14 protein-coding genes, 1 tRNA gene and 1 pseudogene are annotated in these 19,677 nt (G+C 49.3%); 9 read left to right on the top strand and 7 right to left on the bottom strand.

Annotation, left to right across the window (positions count from 1 at the left end; translation table 11 throughout):
* Positions 1-193: 193 nt before the first annotated feature.
* On the bottom strand, positions 194-466 hold the full coding sequence (locus tag ACN0YH_RS19340; RefSeq protein WP_417381226.1) for a hypothetical protein: 273 nt from the start codon (positions 464-466) through the stop codon (positions 194-196).
* 81 nt (positions 467-547) lie between these two features.
* Here ACN0YH_RS19340 and ACN0YH_RS19335 point away from each other — a divergent pair, with 81 nt between their 5' ends.
* Both ACN0YH_RS19335 and ACN0YH_RS19330 read left to right on the top strand, forming a co-directional pair.
* The gene (locus ACN0YH_RS19335; RefSeq protein WP_417381225.1) at positions 548-1,003 is read left to right on the top strand and encodes a ParB N-terminal domain-containing protein; all 456 of its coding nucleotides are present in this window, start codon (positions 548-550) and stop codon (positions 1,001-1,003) included.
* 1,420 nt (positions 1,004-2,423) lie between these two features.
* Positions 2,424-3,521: a hypothetical protein gene (locus ACN0YH_RS19330; protein WP_417381224.1), complete on the top strand. Its 1,098-nt coding sequence runs from the start codon at positions 2,424-2,426 to the stop codon at positions 3,519-3,521.
* A 44-nt stretch (positions 3,522-3,565) separates the two neighbouring features.
* On the opposite strand, the gene ACN0YH_RS19325 is transcribed toward ACN0YH_RS19330, so the two are convergent.
* Positions 3,566-3,892 carry a hypothetical protein gene (locus ACN0YH_RS19325; protein WP_417381223.1) on the bottom strand — a complete coding sequence of 109 codons (327 nt, stop codon included), beginning with the start codon at positions 3,890-3,892 and terminating at the stop codon, positions 3,566-3,568.
* Between the two features lie 190 nt (positions 3,893-4,082).
* Here ACN0YH_RS19325 and ACN0YH_RS19320 point away from each other — a divergent pair.
* Positions 4,083-5,168, top strand: a pseudogene (locus tag ACN0YH_RS19320) (tyrosine-type recombinase/integrase); the annotation flags it as partial.
* 145 nt (positions 5,169-5,313) lie between these two features.
* On the opposite strand, the gene ACN0YH_RS19315 reads toward ACN0YH_RS19320, so the two are convergent.
* Positions 5,314-5,386, bottom strand: a tRNA-Thr gene (locus ACN0YH_RS19315).
* Between the two features lie 379 nt (positions 5,387-5,765).
* On the opposite strand from ACN0YH_RS19315, the gene ACN0YH_RS19310 reads away from it, so the two are divergent.
* From ACN0YH_RS19310 to ACN0YH_RS19290, 5 genes are all read left to right on the top strand, one after another.
* Positions 5,766-7,430: a CocE/NonD family hydrolase gene (locus tag ACN0YH_RS19310; RefSeq protein ID WP_417381222.1), complete on the top strand. Its 1,665-nt coding sequence runs from the start codon at positions 5,766-5,768 to the stop codon at positions 7,428-7,430.
* A 65-nt stretch (positions 7,431-7,495) separates the two neighbouring features.
* Positions 7,496-8,293 (top strand): NIPSNAP family protein, encoded by a 798-nt coding sequence (locus ACN0YH_RS19305; RefSeq protein WP_417381221.1) that lies wholly within the window; start codon positions 7,496-7,498, stop codon positions 8,291-8,293.
* A gap of 400 nt (positions 8,294-8,693) precedes the next feature.
* Positions 8,694-9,224, top strand: a complete 531-nt coding sequence (locus tag ACN0YH_RS19300) for an RNA polymerase sigma factor (protein ID WP_145231184.1) — start codon at positions 8,694-8,696, stop codon at positions 9,222-9,224.
* Positions 9,211-9,876: a hypothetical protein gene (locus ACN0YH_RS19295; RefSeq protein ID WP_417381220.1), complete on the top strand. Its 666-nt coding sequence runs from the start codon at positions 9,211-9,213 to the stop codon at positions 9,874-9,876. Before ACN0YH_RS19300 ends, ACN0YH_RS19295 begins: the two co-directional genes overlap by 14 nt.
* A gap of 89 nt (positions 9,877-9,965) precedes the next feature.
* On the top strand, positions 9,966-11,237 hold the full coding sequence (locus ACN0YH_RS19290) for a PDZ domain-containing protein (protein WP_417381219.1): 1,272 nt from the start codon (positions 9,966-9,968) through the stop codon (positions 11,235-11,237).
* A 93-nt stretch (positions 11,238-11,330) separates the two neighbouring features.
* Here ACN0YH_RS19290 and ACN0YH_RS19285 read toward each other — a convergent pair whose 3' ends face one another.
* Positions 11,331-11,873 carry an inorganic diphosphatase gene (locus tag ACN0YH_RS19285; protein ID WP_002647797.1) on the bottom strand — a complete coding sequence of 181 codons (543 nt, stop codon included), beginning with the start codon at positions 11,871-11,873 and terminating at the stop codon, positions 11,331-11,333.
* 245 nt (positions 11,874-12,118) lie between these two features.
* Positions 12,119-12,634 carry an FKBP-type peptidyl-prolyl cis-trans isomerase gene (locus ACN0YH_RS19280; RefSeq protein ID WP_417381218.1) on the bottom strand — a complete coding sequence of 172 codons (516 nt, stop codon included), beginning with the start codon at positions 12,632-12,634 and terminating at the stop codon, positions 12,119-12,121.
* A 230-nt stretch (positions 12,635-12,864) separates the two neighbouring features.
* Between ACN0YH_RS19280 and ACN0YH_RS19275 the strand changes: the two genes are divergently transcribed.
* Positions 12,865-13,296, top strand: coding sequence for a GNAT family N-acetyltransferase (locus tag ACN0YH_RS19275; protein WP_417381217.1), 432 nt, complete (start codon positions 12,865-12,867; stop codon positions 13,294-13,296).
* 78 nt (positions 13,297-13,374) lie between these two features.
* Here the strand turns inward: ACN0YH_RS19275 and ACN0YH_RS19270 are convergent, their stop codons facing one another.
* Both ACN0YH_RS19270 and ACN0YH_RS19265 read right to left on the bottom strand, forming a co-directional pair.
* Positions 13,375-14,004 (bottom strand): peptidylprolyl isomerase, encoded by a 630-nt coding sequence (locus ACN0YH_RS19270; protein WP_417381216.1) that lies wholly within the window; start codon positions 14,002-14,004, stop codon positions 13,375-13,377.
* A gap of 275 nt (positions 14,005-14,279) precedes the next feature.
* Positions 14,280-19,274: a hypothetical protein gene (locus ACN0YH_RS19265; RefSeq protein ID WP_417381215.1), complete on the bottom strand. Its 4,995-nt coding sequence runs from the start codon at positions 19,272-19,274 to the stop codon at positions 14,280-14,282.
* Between the last annotated feature and the right edge of the window lie 403 nt (positions 19,275-19,677).

Raw genomic sequence — 19,677 nt, 5'->3', positions numbered from 1 at the left:
TTGAAAAATGTCGTGATCATAGGGAACTGTCGGACTTTGTGTGTCTCTTTCCTTCCGAATTCAGAACACTGCGAATTGAAAATATTTGTCTTTTAACCAGGCTGCAAATAGCTGGTTTTCCCAGCAATTGGATTCAGTGAAACGAGGGGCGTCGGTTGATTTCTGGGAGGTTTCTCAATCGGCGTCCCCGTTTTCAAAATGTGATGACCAATCCCCAGAGCCAGAGCCACATCAACGCATAGGAATCTAATACGGAATCAAGATTGGTGGTTTCCGCAAGCCAAATCACAGGGGAGTAAACCTTCAACACTGGCTCACAACCAAGCAGCCCAAAAAATACATAGGTGGTAGAAAAAACGGGACCGAAACTCAGTATATACGCCACCAGCACCATGGAGACCGATTTGAAGGACTGCCATAACCGATTATTGGTCTCTCGGGATTTTGATTCGTTGCCGTCAAGCATTTTATAGTTCCCGTCCTGGATAGCGTTAATCCAAAACAGGAATCATAAATAATTCGGCTTTATGGAAACAACAGGAGTTTCATGAATTACGTTCTCAATCACGTCAGTCTGAATAAATTGACCATGCATCCCTTGAGCATCACGCTATATGGGTACGACCTTGACCCCAGTTTCATTGCATCTGTGAAGCAACACGGCATTATCTGTCCGATCCAGGTTACACAGGACCTGATCATCGTTGACGGACACAAGCGATTTCAGGCAGCCAAGGAAGTAGGCATCGTTGAAGACCATGTGATTGTCCGCCTGGACCTGAACGACGAATGGTCGATCCAGGAAGCCCTGATTGAGTGTAACAGGCACCGTGACCGATCAGCCGAAGTGAAGCTTCATGAAAGGCAGGTCCTTGCCTCTATCGCAGATGAACGGCGCAGGGAACGAGAGTTGGTGACTGGACGGCAGGAAGCCGTTGCCGTTGGCCTGCCCCAGTACGAGCCGTTTCAGTTTTCCCCATATCAGTGGGAGTACGACCCATAAGACCTTCTCCCCGGGTGCTCAATTTGATCACCCGGGAAATATGCTTCATCACGTTCTTTCTTCGAGTGGTCATAATGGCCACTCGGGAAAACAATGCGATTATTGATACAGATCCTCGTTCCGTCATTGTGTCGGAACGGGGATATCAGCCGTAAGTTTTCAACCAGCGGCATACAGCCCGAATTGGCAGTGAGTTGAAATAGTTCCGATGTGCCTAACCAGCACTGCGAACGTAGTACCCGGCAGTTACCGTGGAAGCCTGGATTGGCAAACAGGTTGGAAGCGGCGTCCCTGAGTGGGCGTGAAATGTGGAGCAAAGACCTGCCTGGATCGGAATGAACAGCGAAACGGACTTTTGACTATTAAAGTCTTAGCTCCGGTTACGCGCTGAACTGTCATGCCACCTTTCTTGGCTGAATTATGTTTTGTCATCCTGGACTGTGAGTTTCAGGATGATTCAACACTGCAGGAGGGGAATGATTGCTTGACATTGGGGTAACCCAGTGGTTGGTTAATCAGGGTTGATCGTCAACAGGCAATAAACCCCACCTGGGTATCCACGATTCAGAAACAGCGCTGAATACATCTAAGACGATGAACAGTGAACAAAACTGATAAGCAAATATTGAAACGGCCTATTGATACACATTCTGCAATGTGATTCTCAAACTGATTGACGGACGATGGCGAAAAAGTATCGGAACAAGGAAAACCAGGGCGTGATGTTTCGCAAGCGGTATAAGGGAAGCGCGAACCAGCCCGACTTTGTGGGGTCATTCACGATTGAGAACGGCAGGGAATACGAGTTCGCTGGATGGTAATTAAGGCCAGAAAACTCGAAACCCTACACGCGGTCGTGGGTGTCCCCGACTGGGGACGTATGGGAAGATAGGGGTACCGCTGCAATGCTTGCTCCGATTGAACAAAAAGTACTAAGAATCTCTACAGTCAATAACGTAATGTTTAACTTAAATTTACCCATAGTTGCACCACTTTCTGCTTTCAAAACACTTGGCAAAATAATTTGCCTTTTAACAAAACCAATCAGTACGAGCATAACTATGAAGCTAAACACTGCTACGGGATTCGAACCCCCCCCTATCATGTAGGCATAAAAATATACTTATTAACCGCCGGTAAGACTAAAACGTTCGTATTAAAACGGGATGAAAAATAAAATTATCAGAAATACTTTGTAACGTATTGACAATTCAATCGCTCGTTATAAGAATCGAAGCCCCGAAAGCCGAAAGGCAAGTTGAAAATTAAACCGAAAAAAACTGTTGAAACAAGAATCCATACTCTTGCGCAGAGTGGGGTAACCGTGAGGTCCCCAAGGCGGCTTCAACTCCGCCTCGGAACTGTGTGTGAGAGTATGGGTTCTTTTTTACGCCCTGTGCGTAACGAAAGGTGGTTAAGGATGAATACCACATTCACGAACCCCGCGTGCGTCTCTGGTTCTCAAAACGTCACTGAGAACGGCTTCAACTCCCCCAAAGGTCGATCAACGGCAGTTGATCAGCTGGCACACAAGGCAGCCAACTGGAAAGCCCTGGAACCGGTGCAAGCCCCCACCATCGGCACTCCAGCACCCGACGAAGTGCTACGCGTCGATGCCCCGCGTCATGACTGGCCGGTTTACCTGGTCAACGTTCCTGAAGACTGGCAAGCTGATTGCTGGAGATCAGCTCCACCACACACGACGATGTACAAGAAAGCCAAAACAGCTGCTGAGATTGCTGCTATCCTGAACCGAGAACGCATCGCCAACAGCAAGGACGGCTTTGTCTCTCACTGGTACATTCGCGTTCGTGTCGGTAGTAAGTATGGCAATCTCAGTGTTGCCCTTCCGACTCCCTGGAGGCCTGAAAACGAATTTGATCTACCACCCGCATTCATCAGGATCGATGGTCCCCGTGATCTGTGCAAGCAGATTGTCGGTGACTTGAACTATAGGCTTGATCACTGCGAGCCCGGAGAAGTCCGCAAGCGGGCTTATATCGCCCGTTCGATCAGTCCTGCAGATCTGGAACCGTGGCCTAACCAGGATGATACCCAGGTTGGGGAAAGCAAAGCTGATCCAGCCACACAGGCCTTCGTACAAAAGGGTGACACTGTGTCACCCTTAAATAAACCAGCAGAGATGGAAACCCAGTTGGTTGATTCTGAAGAGGACGAAACAGAACTCTTTGAGATTCAAATGGGGCATCACTTCGGTATGAATCCGACAATTAGCGAAGATGTGATGTTACAGGTTCAGAATGCAAACAGCAGCGAGGATGCCAGACGAAAAGCCGATTTATTTCTGATGGAATCTGCTATCGAGATGAGTCAGCGTATTGCTCTGAATGGGTTCAATGAAGCCGATAACGATGGGAACGAATACAATGTCGTTCTCACGGATGGCACGCATCTGAGGTTTCGGTTGAGCAGGTGCGAAGCGTTGAACCTGATTTCAGCCTGGAATCAATTGCGAAAGCACAGCGAGCCAGAAGCCGTAATCGAAAAACGGCAATAAGATCTTGTTTCTCCCGAGGCGCAGTTATTGCGCTTCGGGGATTCTTATATACCTAGATTCTTCTCAATTGGACTCTTGAATTCTACAGGGAAAATCACAAAACATAACTCTATGTATTCGTAGACTACATATGCGAACGATTCGTTACTATCCATTAACAATGCTAGAGGAGTATAGAACGTTCCAATCCTCTCTTCATATTGTTGATACTTAGGATCATCCATTACTTCGTAGTAAGTTAAACCTGAGTTGCTTTTAGAATAATCCAAAAGAATAGTGGCAGGACCAATGCTCAAAACATATACCACTAACAAAATAGGAATGGCATAGCCCAGAAAACGAAGAACTTTCCATCTGTTTTTTTCAGTCATTTTAAGTCACCTCAGAAAAGGAGAAATGCCAGAAACCCAGTTTAAACGAATTCATTTGAAGACGTAATACCTGTTTTCAATAGACACCCTCGACAATCGCACTGAATGGAGTGTAACGCGATTGATTCTCAGACGATGGATACGTCCTACAACACAATAAACACGGCTAACAATTAAGGTGAAACGATATATGGCAGCAATCAGAGTGAGCATCTTCAGACGGACTGGTGGCAAGTTCTTTCAGGCAAAATGGACCGATCCTGCCAGTGGTCGCACAAAGCAGAAAAGCACCAAAACCAATATCAGACGGGAGGCAGAACGGTTCGCCGCTCGCCTGGAAAAGGAACTCAATGACAGGACCTATTTTGAGCCGACAAAAATCAAGTGGGCTGAATTCCGGGAACGCTACGAAACAGAAGTTGTGCCTGGTTTAGCGCAACGATCATCTGAAAAGGTCACGACTTCCTTTAATCACGTTGCAAATATCCTGAAGCCAAATCTGCTTTCTCAAGTCGATGCCAACGGGATCAGCAGGATTGTGAAAGAACTCAGAGCGCAGGGACTGGAGGACGTCAGCATCAAGGGATATCTGGCTTACCTCAAAACAGCCCTGCAATGGGCAGCCTCTTTAAAGCTGATCCAGGAAGTACCAGTCTTCCCAAAGTTCAAACGAATTCGGGAAACGAAAGCAATGCGGGGACGTCCTCTCACATTGGATGAATTCAAATTGATGCTGGCAGCAGTTCCTAAGGTCTGCGGAAAGAAACACGCTTTCTCATGGCGTTTCCTGCTGATTGGCTTGTGGTACTCTGGATTGAGAATTTCAGAATCACTGGAACTGTACTGGGATCGAGAAGATAAGCTATCGGTTGATTTCTCCGGCAAACGTCCCATGCTGAGAATTCGCATGGAAGCCGAGAAAGGCAAAAGGGATCGATTGCTTCCAATCGTCCCTGAGTTTGCTGCCCTGCTCGCTAGCGTCCCTGAGGATGAACGGACCGGCCCGGTCTTCAATCCTATCGCCAGGATCAAGCGAACGGAAAGAATGCTCGCCTCAACGGTCTCAAAGCTGGTTGCTGACATTGGTGAGGCAGCTGGTATTGTCGTCGGTGACAAAGGGAACATCGATAAGGAAACCGGAGAGCGAAAACCCCGCTACGCGTCTGCCCATGATCTCAGACGGTCGTTTGGCGAGCGTTGGTCTCTCAAGGTAATGCCTGACGTTTTAATGCTGCTGATGCGTCATGCCAATATTGAAACGACTCTGAAGTACTATGTGGGACGGAATGCCCAGAAAGCAGCCGAGGCGGTTTGGGAGACCGTTGCAGACGATAGTGACGTTTTAGGTGACACTACCCAAAATGAAGAGAAGCCCAGGGGAACAGAGGACAATAAGTGCATTGTTCTCAAGGACTTAAAAGAGCCGCCGAGGAGAGTCGAACTCCTGACCTACGCATTACGAATGCGTTGCTCTGCCAACTGAGCTACGGCGGCGTTGAGGTTCAGCTTGTCACTGATAGATTCATCAGCCGCAGCAAAGGTTCGCCGGGCGAGAATCGTGGGGAGCCGGTTCCGAAAATGGAGATCGTGAATCGGGCTCTGGCGGTAGCATACCCCCTTTTTTCGGTTTACGAAAGGATTCTGCCCGTTTTTCGTCCCTGATAAAATGATTTCTCAGGCAAATTTGACGCCTGTAATGCCTGCCCTGTTTTTGTGATACCGCGTGTAGCGTGTGTCAATGCTGTCAGGTGCAGAAATCGTTTCAGTGACAAGACTTCAGATCAAACCGTATTTATCCTTGCTGTCTGCGCGGGGGTTAGCCACAATCGAAGGAGAACAATTCCTACCCAGATTATCCAGCCGGAGAAAACCCATGCAAAAACTGGCCTACGCCTGCCTGCTAATGGCTGCACTGCTTCTGTCCCCTTCCCTCCTGTCCGCCGCCGATCCTCCGCTCGAATTTGATGGCGTGACTGAAAAACATGTGATGATTCCCATGCGGGATGGTGTCAAACTCTCAGCCTATCTGTATATACCCGATGGCAAAGGTCCCTGGCCGGTGTTGATGGAACAGCGGTATGCCAGCCTGCGGAGTAAAGGGGGACGACTCTCTTTCGCGGAAATGGCCTCGCACGGGTACGTCGTGTGTGGCGTCAACTTCCGTGGCTCGCAGTTGTCTGAAGGAACCTGGGTTGGCTATCGCGATCTGCAGTGGGGGGAGAAGCGGGACGGCTACGATGTCGTCGAATGGCTGGCTAAACAGCCCTGGTCGACCGGCAAGATCGGAACCTTCGGCAGTTCACAGGCCGGTTATGCTCAGAATTACCTGGCGGTCACACAGCCACCGCATCTGGTCTGTCAGTTCATGATCGATACCGGCCTCAGTCTGTACGATGAAGGTTATTTCATCGGCGGCGCTGCCAAGCCGAATCGATTTAAAGGGATGGACGCTGTCAGCCGCGTGCCTGCACACAACCGGGCGCTGATGAAAGAATGGTTCTCGCATCCTGACTACGATGACTATTGGAGAGCGGAAGACGCTTCGCTGCATTTTGATAAGATGAATGTCCCCTGCTTTACCGTAGGCAGCTGGTACGATTTTATGTGTGTCGGCTCCGTGCAGAGTTTCATCGGACGGCAGCACAAAGGGGGCCCAAATTCACGGGGTCAGCAGAAGTTGTATGTCGGCCCCTGGCTGCATGGTCGCTTCAACAAGGTCAATAAAGTGGGTGAAATGGTATACCCCGAGAACGCCAACTTCGACATGATGACCGAGATGATCCGCTGGTTTGATCATTACCTCAAAGGAGTCGACAACGGTATCGAGAATGATCCCAACGTCCGTTATTACGCGATGGGAGCAGTCGGAGAACCGGGTGCACCGGGCAACGAATGGCGGGCACTGGAAGACTGGCCGCTTAAGACCGTCGAAACAGCCTACTACCTGCAGCCTGAAGGCAAGCTGGCGACAAACAAACCAACCGAAGGTGACGCGTTTACTCAGATCATTGCCGATCCATTGAATCCCGCGAAGATTGAAGCACGTGGCTTCCCCGGTGCCCGCGATGCCCGCAAAGTGGAAGAACAGGAGAACGTGCTCACCTTCACCACCGATCCTCTGACCGAGCCGGTTGAGTGGACCGGTAATGTCAAAGCAGAACTGCTGGTCTCTTCCTCGGCGAAAGATACCGATTTCATCGTTCGTGTGACAGACGTTTATCCGGACGGTCGTTCGATTCTGATCATCGATATGATCCGTCGCGCCCGCTATCGTGATGGCTACGAGCAGCAGGTCTTTATGGAACCGGGAGAGGTTTACAAAGTCCCCTTCAATATCGGCTGGTTGAGCCAGGTGTTCAACAAAGGGCATCGTATTCGCGTGACAGTTGCTTCGACGGGTGCCCCCTTCTATGAACCAAACCCGAATACAGGCGAACCGATCACGATCGAATTCCCTGAAAAAGTGGTCGTGGCGAAAAACAAAATTCATCACAGTCCACAAAACGCATCCCGCATTCTGGCCCCCGTCAACAAGTAAAGCGGACGTGGGTCTGTGATTCGAACCAAACCCTGCATCAGTTTTCCATAATAACGAGGATGATCATGAATCAGAATAAAACCGACCGACGACAGTTTCTGGCGGGTACCTTGGGTGCCGCCGTCGCGCTGGGTGCCACGCAGAGTGCGCAGTCCGCAGACTCGAAAGCCAAACAACAATTTTACGAACTGCGCATCTACCGCATAAGCTCAGCCGACAAGCAGGCAATCGTCAGCAATTATCTGGAGCAGGCGCTGCTGCCGGCATTAAAACGGATCGGGATCACCCAGGTCGGTGTCTTCAAGCAGATCGACGATAAAGAAGACCATTCCCTCTACGTACTGATTCCTTTTAATTCACTGGAGCAGTTCTCTTCGTTGAATGATGTTTTGGAAACCGACGAGAAATATCACCAGGCTGCGGCCGAGTATTTCTCTTTACCCAAAGATTCTCCCGCGTTCACACGGATTGAAAGCCGACTGATGAAAGCATTTAAAGGTATGCCTCAGTTAAAAGCGCCGGAAGGGAAAGGCCCGAATTTCTTCGAGCTGCGGACCTACGAGAGCCACAACGAAAAGCTGGCAAAACTGAAAGTCGACATGTTCAATTCCGGTGAGATTGAAATTATGGAAGATGTGCAACTGGCGCCTGTGTTCTTTGGTGAAATGTTGATTGGCGACGATGTCCCTAACCTGACGTACATGCTTTCCGCCCCTCATCGCGCTGCACATGAGGAACACTGGGTCGGATTTCGTACTCACCCGGAATGGGACCGTATGAAAATGATGGACAAATACAAAGGAACTGTATCCAAAATCACTCACTGGTATCTGGAACCTCTCCCTTATTCGGCGATTCAGTAACTCAAAACACATCAGCATTGGCTGGTATATTCTCTTAGATACCAACTGACATTCACTGAATCTCACCCCCTTTTTCCGAACTTACGTGAGATTCCCAACAGCAGATGACCTGGCTTGACGCCAGGAAGTCTTTTTACATAAGTGGCTATAATAAAATAAGATAGGAACAGATCTGTTTTTCCAGCCCTTCTGTGTGATGTTAAACAGTGGGGGCAGGGTGGGATAGAATCTGTTCTGAAACCCGAATTATGCTGAATGGAGGTTAGATTCTGAGCTGGATACCGTCTATTCTAGTGCATGTGAGTTAGCAGAGTGTTCTTAAGGCTGGCAAAGATGAATTTTGCAGCTGGCACTCTCCAATGAACTTAGATTATCCCTCTTCTAACGTATTGGAATTTGCATGCCTGATAAGCAGGCCAATCGGTGGTCGGCAGAGATTGAGGCGGTATATTTACGTGACGGTCGAGAAATCTGGGCATTATTATATGCCCAGTGCTCAGACTCTGATCGTGCATATGACGCACTTCAGGAAGCATTCGTACGTTTACAATCACAAGAAATAGAGTCAATTCGAAATATCCGGGCCTGGGTTTTGACTGTTGCTCAAAACTGGCTGCGCGACTATGCCCGTCGGCAGAATCATGCAGCGAGGCCTGCAGACTATTTAGACAGCATTGTAGGTAAACCTTCAGATCCATCGGAGGGTCTCGAGAAAGAAGAGAGAAACAGCCGAGTCAGGCTAGCACTTCAACAACTTCGAGCCGAGGACCGTGAGGTACTCGTACTTCGTTATGCACTAGGATGGTCATCAAAACGAATGTCGATAGCGCTCAATACTTCAACGTCAGCTATTGATATGAGGCTTTCTCGATCGAGGAAGCGGCTGTGTGAAGAGTTGGAAAAAGTGGGGATAGATCATGAAACCGTATGACACTTCAGGAATGCTCGAGAATGATGATGAGCTGGAGAGTGTTCTGCGCGAATATTTTCAGCAGGAGATGCCTCCAGAACTTCAGGAACTTTCCGAAGTCTCTGATGAAGAGTTTGAAAAACGATTCCAGCAGATACAGACAGTGGGAAACGAAACCGCTGATCCGTTCTCGTCCGGACATCAACGCGCCTATAAACTGGGCCTGTTGACTGCTGCCCTGTGTGCCTGTCTGGCCGTGGGACTGGCATTGATTCTTTTTCCCGCTGAAGAAAACCCAGTGGTCGTCGATCGTGTCGTACCAATTCAACCTGAAACAGACAACAATACGCCAGCAGCAATTACAGAAACTGACGATTCCGAAGTACTGGATTCGAATACACTGGTCGTCGTCGATCATGGCAACAGCCCAATGGAAATGACTCCCAGGATCGATAAGAATGTTCATGAATCGATTGATATCACACTTTATAATACGGAAATGGGACCTGTCGAACAGCGAACAGAACTCTCATGGACGAACATTACGGTTGAGAATCCCAAGACGGGTTCCAACGTCAAAATGTCGATGCCGGAATTAACCATTGATTTTGTTCCAGTAAATAAAGCCAGCCTGTCTCTCATCGGAGACGAGAGTGGCGGGAACGGCCAGTAGTCAACTGTTACTGTGCAATCAATGTTATAACCAGCGGATAAGTAGGAATTATTAATACGGGCCACTTGAAGGATCGATCCTGAACGGAAATGTTTGCGTTACCAGGTGAGGGAGCGGTCTTTCTCGAATCAATTCAAGGCAGTACAATGAAACAGTGTCGACGGTTCATCACGGGCGGTCTCATTTTTTCTCTGCTGGCCGGTCAAGCAGCTTTCGCAGATGACCAGCCGGTATCGGCGAAAAAACCAGATCAGGCAAATGTCAAACAAAACAATGCAGCTTCGGCAAAGCAGGCGATGTCCGCAGTGTCCAAAGAGGCCTCTGCCCCCAGTCGCGCGAAAGCCCGGATTCAAGTCACCAGTAGTCCCACGGGAGTGGCCCACCTGCGAAACTTCGTAGGCATCGTCACCGAACCGGTTGAAGCCGCCCTGTCTGCTCAGCTGAAGGACATGATGAAAGAAGGTCAGGGAGTCAGTGTAAAGCTGGTCCTGCCTGATTCTCCCGCCAGGCAGTCAGGCCTCAAAATGTATGACGTCTTGACGACCTTTAACGGGAAGGCGATTACTTCCTCCGATACACTCCGTAAATTTGTGTTGGATTCCCCAAAGGGAAGTAACGTGAAACTGGGTGTGATCCGTGCATCCAAACAGCAGACCATCGAGGTCACTTTATCTCAGAAGCTGTATCGCAATTATAAATTCACAGTCAAACCAGTGGGAAATCCCCCCCCGCCCAAAAAACCGGAGGACAAAGATAAACCGGCTCCCACACTGGACTCTGCTCAGGAAGGCCCTGTCGCATCCCGCTCGGGTGAAAAAAATACGAAAGGCCGCGAGTTGCCACTTGGGTTCAACCATGCTCCGGTAACGACAACACAGAACCTCTGTCTTCTATTCGTGGGCAGTATCAAAGATGGTTACTCCGTAAAAATCAGCTATCAAGACGAAACCGACACACTGCAGACGTATCAGCTCAATGGGAGTATCGATGAGATCACCGAACAGACCATCGACATGCCCAGCCACGTTCAGATGATGATCAATGAGCGCTTGCAGGAACTCAAAATGGCCTTGCAGGGGAAAGCCAGTTTTCGCCTGCAGGTCAAACCATATATGCAGGGAAAGAATCGTTTCACCCGTGTCTTTCTCAGTCGAACCACTAAAGAAAGATCGGTCCGGATGGTCGAGCTCGATCATCATCTGGGAAATCGTCCGACGCTGAACGTCAACCAGATCCTCGGCAACCAGGTTTTCACCTCAGAATTGAAACAACTGACGCCAGCCATTCAGGAACAGATTCGAGCTGCCTTGCATCGCGTTCGCATCCCGACTATCCAGATCCACGCGGATAACCCGATTTAAACGATATAGCAATTAGACATGAAAAAAGCAGCTGTTCCTGAATCAGAAACAGCTGCTTTTTTTTATGGGAATAGCTATCAACACGCGGGCATCTTACAGAAAACCGCGACGTCGCTGACTGCTATAGCGTTGCAAAGAGTCTTCAATGATCGGAAACGCGGCGGAAGCTGACTGAAATTCTTCTACTTCAACCGTTTTACCTTCCAGCATTTTGTAATCCTGAAAGAAGCGTCTCAGCATTGCCAGTCGGTGTGGAGGCAGTTCAGAAGCTTCTGTAAACGGGTTATATTCCGGATCGTTTACAGCAACAGCCAGGATCTTATGGTCTGGCTTACCACTGTCGATCATGGTCATCACACCGATCGCCCGGGCATCCAGAATCGTCAAGGGATCAACGGGCTCCTGACACAGGACCAGTACATCCAACGGGTCATCATCTTCAGCCAGCGTCTGGGGAATAAACCCATAGTTGGCGGGATAATGGACAGCGGAATAAAGCATGCGGTCCAGCCTGAGCAGGCCCGTTGTTTTATCCAACTCATACTTCACTTTGGAAAAGGTCGGAATTTCAATCACGGCGGTGAAATCGCGAGGCAGGTTCTGCCCCGGAGTCACATCATGCCAACAGTGGGTCACTGTTTCTCTCCTGAATTGATTCGATAGATAACAAAAAGATCAGTCAATTGTGCGCGTAATCAACTGGAACGTATCCTATTCAACTAGAGTGCATCACATTTAACCATAGCGTCTCTCAAACTATTATACTCGGTTCAAATAGCCCTGGAGACGCTACAGTAAAACTGGACACAGTCTAGAGTGTCTCGATCTATTCAGCCCGCCCCGGTTAGCCCTGGGAACGAACCACTAAACCTGAAATCAGGCTAATTTACTTTGAAAAGTTCAACGCGGAAGTGTAACGTCGCTCCGCCTGGAATGACTGGTGGCATTCCCTGGGCGCCGTATCCCAGCTCCGAAGGAATAATCAATTCGACTTCTCCCCCTTCACCGATCAACTGCAGACCTTCGGTCCACCCTCTAATCACACCATTCAACGGAAACGAAATGGTTTGCCCGCGACTGTAAGAACTGTCGAACTCAGTACCGTCTTCCAGCGTACCACGGTAATGGACGGTCACTTGATCAGTCGGTCCCGGTTTCACAGCGCTACCTTCGCGAACAATACGGTATTTCAAGCCACTTGCTGTAGATAAGTAACCTGGCGTTGATTCGTCACTCACGTAAACTTCCATTTCTTCTGATCGGGTACTTCTGCGTGGCCGGGAATCGGAACTTACCGAGACCGAACCTGCATCCTCTTGTGGTTGAAAGTAGCCTTTACAACCAGTAAAAGTCAGACAGATAAAGCCACATAAAACTAAAAACTGAGATTTTTTCATAGACTCATTACCTTATCTACCGGCAATCAATTATACTGCGGCCGTGACATCAGTAATGGTCATTATCGATACCATAACCAATAGGCCTTCGAGTTGCACCACCAGAGAGTCTGCCTTTTCCCGACTTCAGAAAAAGAGTCGCGACTCCTGATTTGATGAAATTCGATGTGCACACTTCACAATAAGTGTGCACAAATCAACTTTTTTCTATATGACGAAGTTCTTCTTAAATGATTGAGAATATTCACATCCGTACTACAAAACATGAGGATATCAGTAAGCTGACTGAATTTATTGTCCCATTTGTGGAGCAGGAAAAGATCTTACCTCGGACATCGGAAGAACTGGATGTATTAGTGGAAACCGGGTTTGTTGCGGTGGAACAGGTCGAAGAAAACGAGGAAATTGTCGGCTTCGCTTCACTGGAGATCTATTCCAGAAAACTGGCTGAGATCCGCAGTCTGGTCGTCGCCGATCACCGGCAGGGAATTGGGGTTGGTAAAAAACTGGTTTCAGCCTGTGTAGAACGGGCTCGTCAGAGAAATATTCTGGAAGTGATGGTGGTAACATCCTCAGACGTCTTTTTTCAAAACTGTGGCTTTGACTTTACACTGCCTGGCGAAAAAAAGGCACTCTTTCTTCAACCGCATCTGACTGACTGAGCAGTATCAAAACAGCAATGAGGGTAAAGGTCTTCTGCTGTAATCTGGTATCGACTCTTCCACCAAAAAACAGGACGTTTATTTGTCTACAATGGATGCGTTTATAATGTAATCCAGGCGAGGAAACTCTCGCTTCAGATAATGGTTGCCTTCATATTGTATTCTTGACTGTGTAGGTCCACGGCCTGCCGGAGAGCCTTCACCATATCCGGAGTACAGTGCCTCCACAATCTTCATATCGGCCTGAGACACGAATCCGAAAGGCGCAAATCCATATCCGTCGAGCCTGCGATTATCAGCGTAGTTGATAAAGATTTGAGTTGTTCTTGAATGGGGGGCGCCCGTCTTTGCAAACGAGACGTAGCCTTTAAGGTTGGACTTGACTACCGGGTCATCCTGAATCATCCGATCCCGCCACTTCTTCTGGATTTCCGGGTCACCATTAATACCGAACTGCGCCATAAAGCCATCGATGACTCGAAAAAAAGCACAGTTATTATAAAACCCTGATTGTACCAGTTTGTAGAACTGATCTGCCCCGTTCGGACACCAGTTCCGAGTGACATCAATATGGAATGTTCCGCGCGTGGTCACCATTTTGACTCGATAGGTCTCAGGCGTCTGAGCCTGAAGTGAAGTTTGATTTCCCATCCAGACAGATGAGCACAAAGCCGCTGCGACAATCAGAAAAGTCTTTCTTGATATCACGCTTTTCATTCCTTTAAAAGACGCTCAATGAAAATTTATATCGGCGAAAGTTTAGTTGAAATCAGGTTTTTATTACAAGATCGATTCATCTGTCTGGTCTGAATCGAAACTCAAAGAACAGGCTTGATCGATAAAAACAAAAAAAGCCGCCGCGAATCAGGGGGGGAGAATTCGCGACGGCCAGAGCCCGGGGCTGCTGACGATCAGCCCCTCTGCAGATCCCGCGATCTGCAACTTCGTGGAGTCGCCCACAAGTGTGGGCAACTCCGTTTTCCTTAGTATCCGAGGAGAGCTTCCTCTTCTTCTTCCTGGATGATGATACGGGGAGTGACCATCATCATCAGGCTTTCCGTTTCACGTCCCACTCCGGTATTCTTGAATAGACGGCTGACATAGGGCAGTTTATTCAGAATCGGAACACCGGCCATACTGCGACCTTCACGGAGTCGTTTGACACCACCCAGGAGCACAGTACCACCATCGGGCACACTGACTGTGGTTGTTACAGTCACCTGCTCGACCACAGGCTGCTGGATCGTCGTGGTACCCAGACCACCACCCTGCTGGCCTTGCTGACCTTGCTGGCCCTGTTGACCTTGCTGGCCACCCTGGCCCGTTTGGCCTGTGCCGCCGGCACCACCGATACCACCAACACCTGTTCCCACTCCATTTCCGAAGTTTCCACCACCCTGCTGACCCAACTGGCCACCCTGTTGGCCTTGCTGACCCTGCTGGCCCTGCTGGCCGCCGGTAGTCCCACCCTGGAAGGAGAAGGTAAAGACGTCGGTGACGTTGGTGAAGTTAGGATTGACGGAGAGTCGTACATAACGACGGTCTGCAGAGATCACAGCCGAGACTGTTAAGGAGACCCCTTCAGGAATGTTTGCGATAATCGGTGTGAACCCGACAGCGAAGTTACCTACCGTTGGCACCAGGCTGATCACGAATGGTCGCGATACGTTACTGGTCACAAAGGCAACCTGACCGTTGAAGAGTGTCACTTTCGGAGCAAACATCAGGTTCGATCGTTCATCTGCCTGAGCAGCGTTGATAAAGAAGAAGGCTTCGATGTCACTCAGAATAGCCAGACCCACGTTCACACCGGCGTTTGCATTGAAGCTACCGAATTCAGGTACACCGATTTCAAATGATCCCTGACGGAACTGCACATCGAGGTCGGGAGTGAAGGAGTCCGGAGAACTCATCCCGACAACAGTTCCATCTTTAGGCCAGTTGTCGAAGTTTAACAGGGTTCGAGTTGGCGGGTTACTGAAAGGTGCGACCCCTTCACTCCCCGTCTGACCACTCGTTGTGGTCGTCTGCCCCTGCTGTCCCTGCTGTCCCTGCTGACCACCACCACCGGTCTGACTGTTCAGCAGATTGACCTGACCGAAACCAGGAACCGGGTTGCCGTTGTCGTCCACAGTCGGACCACCTACGGTATCAGCGACGTTGAAGTCAAAGTCGACTCCAATTCGTTCGAAGAACCGGTCAGACACGGTGACAAAGCGAACTTCGATTGTAACCTGCAGGTCCTGCAATCTTCGCAGCTGTTCCAGCAGATTCGCAATTTCATCATGGACTTTCTGCGTCTGACGAATCACCAGACTCAATGTTGTTTCAAAAGGACGAACACTGCCTGCTCCACCAATCTCTTCCCAGGAATCTGGTTCGACGGTTGAGACAATCAGTTCGGTCAGAGAATCAAAGTCGATGTTGGATCCACCACCGGCAACCTGGGATGTTGCCCCATTGTTGTTCCAGGGATTGGAGCCGGGTACACCACCCATCACAGGGTCAGCAACCTGGAAGTTACCAGGAGCAGCCTGATTCCCCCCCATGCCGGAACCATAGCTGATCGCTCCCATTTGACTGTAGGGATTGGCGGCCATGCTGCCACTGGCGGCAAAGTTCGGAATCGGTACGACCAGGTCAGCCACCGGGTAAGTCTGAGTTTTCAAAGTTCCCTGCTGACGGATGCGACTGGTGATTTTCAATACTTCATTGTCAATTGTGTATGACAGATTCAGCGGTTCGAGCAACAGATTCAAGGCACTTCGCAGTTTGATTCCATTGACGTTGATCGTCACAGGAGCACTGGGAGTGACCCCTTCTTCTTCGAGTCCCAGACCATCCAGGAAGATGTTGATCCCGGTAAGAGTCCCAATCTTGGTCATGACATTTGTCAGAGGTTCACTTTCGAACTGAAGGTTAACCGGGCGATCCAGGCTCTCTTCAATCTGCAGTTCCCGTTCTGTTTTCTGGTTATGGTTTTTGACATGATATTTTTCACGTCGTTTGACCAGTTCTGCCCACTCTTTGGCATCGTGACCAAACTTGATATCTGGTGTGTAAGCATCTGCCAGAGCTTCTTCCACATCATTCAGCTGACTCCAGACGTTTGCCTCTTTCCGTTCCCGCATGGAGTTGTTGGAAGCTTCCCGTCGCAAAAACATGGACTTGAATTTCATGGTTTCGGCTACTGGGTTCTGTGGATCAAGGTCTTTAGCCTGTTTCGCAATCACTTCTGCTTCCGCATAGCGACGCTGATCGACCAGTTCGTTGAATTTTTCTACCAGATCGGCCAGTTCCTGTTCGACCCGGATTTTGTTTTTGATGCGAGCATCAATATATTCTTCAACTTCCTGGTTCTTCTTTTTCAGTTCTTCCAGAGGGGCGACCTGATTGCGGAAGGAGTCAATGGACTCGCGTGTTCGCTGCAGAGAACCGATCAGAGTAGCAGTCGATTTTTTATCCAGACTGGAGTTTTCGACTTTTGACATGGTCTGATCGATAATGCTTAACGCGTCGGTAGGAGCCGATTCCCGCATTCTTTCTGCTTTAAAGATCGCATTCAGTACATCAGATCGCAGGCGACTGAATTCAATTGCCTGTTTCTGCTGAACCAGATCAATGTTACTGGGTTCCTGCGAACCGACAGCCGGGTTGTCTGAAGTACTCTGGTTCTTGACCAGGCGGATTCTGTCTGCCCGTGAAGGAGCCAGTTCGCGTACTGCATCCTGCAGCTGTTGTGCACGGTGATTGTCCAGTTTTTCACCCGACTGGTAAGCAGCCAGGAATGACTGGTAAGCAGCCTCCCGATTGTTTTCAGACAGGTGTTGCATACCGAGGTTATACAGTTCCAGAGCTGATGCACCGGGATGAATCACGGCGATCTCACTGGCTTCATTCTTCTTCATCCGGGCAACCCGTTCAGGCTGTGCTGCCGTGCGGGATTCCAGATCTCGCATGACTGACTGCGGGCTGTCTTCACCAGGTTTGAATTCCACGCCGACTCGCAATGCTTCCTGGGCATTTACCCGGGCAGAATCAAGACGACCGGCTTTCAAATCGGTTCTTGCCTGTGCAACCAGTTTCTGAGAGAACTGTTTTTTACGTTCATTTTCAGCGGCATACAGTTGTTCCTCTGAGAGTCCACCTGGTTGACCGGCCATATTGCGGATGTCAGCCAGAACCTGTTCGGGACGATCTTCAAACAGACTGTAGGCAGTATCTACCTGCTGAGCTGCTTCCGCTTTCTGTCGTGCATCTTCGATTCGCCCTTGTGCTAAATCGTTCCGGGCAGCGGCAATCAGCTTGCGTGCATATTCAGGATTGTTCTTTTGACTGGCAGTATTACCAGGGTTAAATTTGTTTGCCGAGCTGGTTCCCACCCGCTTGATGAAAGCAGAGGGAGATTCGCTGGTAGAAGCAAATTCCATGTTCAGAGTTTCAGCCAGTTTCTGAGCAGAGGATGCCAGCATCAATGCTTCATCTTTATTCCCCTGCTGCAGGGCAAGCTGTGCCTGTTCCATCAGGCGATTAACCCGTGGTCGGATGGCATCCTGGTTCTGCTGAAGGCCTTTGATACCGGAAATGGTAGCGGCTTCGTCAGAGATACGATCAATGGCTGCCAGAACCAGTTCAGGGCGGTCGTCAAACAGGTCATAAGAAACTTTCATTCCCTGAACCTGTTGAACCTTCTGGCGAGCTCCTGCGAAGTTTCTTTTCTTAATATCAAGACGAGCCAGGCGTAACAATTCGCCAGCCTGTTCTTTTGAAGCTCCCTCAGTCGCAGTTAACCGGGCTGAACCCGTATTACCTGCGGAAGCAAGTGAATCTGCTCCAGACTGGGCACGTTTAATCTCGTCGAGTACCAGTTCCGGGCGATCGTCAAACAGTCGATAGGCGACATCCAGCTGGCTGGCCTGTTGAGCCAGAACCCGTGCGGAATCAAGTCGTCCTGACTGCAGCTCTGCGCGAGCCTGTTTCAGTAATCGTGCTGACTGGTCTTTCTCAGACGAACCAGCGGAAGACTGTGCGATCTGTTGAGTTGATTCCATTTTGCCAGCGAAAATTTTGGAACCGGTTTTACGTTCGATCTCAGACAGAATATGCTGAGGGCGTTCTTCAAACAGTTTGTAGGCAACATCATAATCCTGAGCCTGCAAAGCGAGGGTGCGGGCATCATCGTAGTTGCCAGAGTTTAATGATTGGCGAGCCTGCTTAAGGAGTACGGAAGCCTGCTCTTTTTCAGTCAGTATTCTGTCCTGGCTACCATCAAATGGATTTGCAGCGGAAGGTGAGAAGGGATTACTTCCGGCTGGTTCTTCGCTACCTGCGACCTGCATCACCTGTGAGTTCTGGCTGTTAAATCCACCAGTCTGTTGAATGGGAGCATTCTGCTGCATGCGTTGTTCGGCGCGAGCAATGGATGCGAGAACCTGTTCGGGACGTTCTTCGAACGGACCATACTCCAGTCGCATGGATGCGGCCTGTCCTGCCTTCTGACGGGCTTTGGCCAGTTCATTCAGTTTAATATCTTCACGAGCAGACTGAAGTAACTGTCGTGCCAGTTGCTTCTGTTCTTCCGGAGACTTTCCGGCATGACTCGAAAAGTTAGTCGTGTATTCGGTGTCGGATGCAGGAGACTGTGCTCGGACAATCTGTTTTTCCCGGGGAGCAGCCGCTCTTGTACGAGCCCTGCCCAGGTACTCGTTCATTTTGCGGAACTCGGCCGAGGACAGTCGTCCCGGAGAGACAGAGGCTTTTTCGAGCACCTCTACCGCTTCGGCGAATTGCCCTCGTTCGTAATATTGAGTCCCCAGACTCAGATAGTAACGAGCAGAGCGTAGTTGACGCCCCGATACAGACTGACCGTTATTCTCGACATCAGCAGCGACCTTCCTGGTCGTGTTGCCGAGATTGGCCAGCCACATTGACGCTGCGATCAGCGTCGTACAGGCCAGTACTCCAAATGCCTTGCCCAATGTAGGTCCCTCCTTCAAGCCAGAACACCAACTGTGATTATGTTTTTTTTGAGGAGTCATCATGACTTCCAACTCGCTATCTATCTATGGGTAGGATTTTAGTCCGAATTCTGGATTTAGTGCCATACGAGTTTTGCAGGACTAACCAGGATTCCAGAAAAACGAAACGCTATTGAATGTTTGCCCAGGGCAAAATTTAACAAACGATTGTCAGAGAAATGATAGTGTGATTTGAATTTTTGAGAGTAGAGAGAAGTGTGTGCGGTTAATAATCGATTTGTCGTTTTCAGGTCAATATGATTTTGACAATTTTTTCAATTTAATTTGAATGGTTTTCAAAATACTTTTTCACTCTGTATTTCATGAAGCAAATCTTAATGTGAGCTTCATTTTTGCTTTTCAC

The sequence above is a fragment of the Gimesia sp. genome (genome assembly GCF_048262075.1).
GTDB lineage: Bacteria > Planctomycetota > Planctomycetia > Planctomycetales > Planctomycetaceae > Gimesia.
Note: the sequence above shows the minus strand (reverse complement) of the source record. Positions and strands in the feature narration are given on the sequence as shown.

Coding starts and splice junctions, on each gene's coding strand:
- ACN0YH_RS19325 (WP_417381223.1), bottom strand. CDS start 3,892: ATGACTGAAAAAAACAGATGGAAAGTTCTTCGTTTTCTGGGCTATGCC.
- ACN0YH_RS19295 (WP_417381220.1), top strand. CDS start 9,211: ATGAAACCGTATGACACTTCAGGAATGCTCGAGAATGATGATGAGCTG.
- ACN0YH_RS19280 (WP_417381218.1), bottom strand. CDS start 12,634: ATGAAAAAATCTCAGTTTTTAGTTTTATGTGGCTTTATCTGTCTGACT.
- ACN0YH_RS19310 (WP_417381222.1), top strand. CDS start 5,766: ATGCAAAAACTGGCCTACGCCTGCCTGCTAATGGCTGCACTGCTTCTG.
- ACN0YH_RS19300 (WP_145231184.1), top strand. CDS start 8,694: ATGCCTGATAAGCAGGCCAATCGGTGGTCGGCAGAGATTGAGGCGGTA.
- ACN0YH_RS19340 (WP_417381226.1), bottom strand. CDS start 466: ATGCTTGACGGCAACGAATCAAAATCCCGAGAGACCAATAATCGGTTA.
- ACN0YH_RS19330 (WP_417381224.1), top strand. CDS start 2,424: ATGAATACCACATTCACGAACCCCGCGTGCGTCTCTGGTTCTCAAAAC.
- ACN0YH_RS19335 (WP_417381225.1), top strand. CDS start 548: ATGAATTACGTTCTCAATCACGTCAGTCTGAATAAATTGACCATGCAT.
- ACN0YH_RS19305 (WP_417381221.1), top strand. CDS start 7,496: ATGAATCAGAATAAAACCGACCGACGACAGTTTCTGGCGGGTACCTTG.
- ACN0YH_RS19290 (WP_417381219.1), top strand. CDS start 9,966: ATGTTTGCGTTACCAGGTGAGGGAGCGGTCTTTCTCGAATCAATTCAA.
- ACN0YH_RS19275 (WP_417381217.1), top strand. CDS start 12,865: ATGATTGAGAATATTCACATCCGTACTACAAAACATGAGGATATCAGT.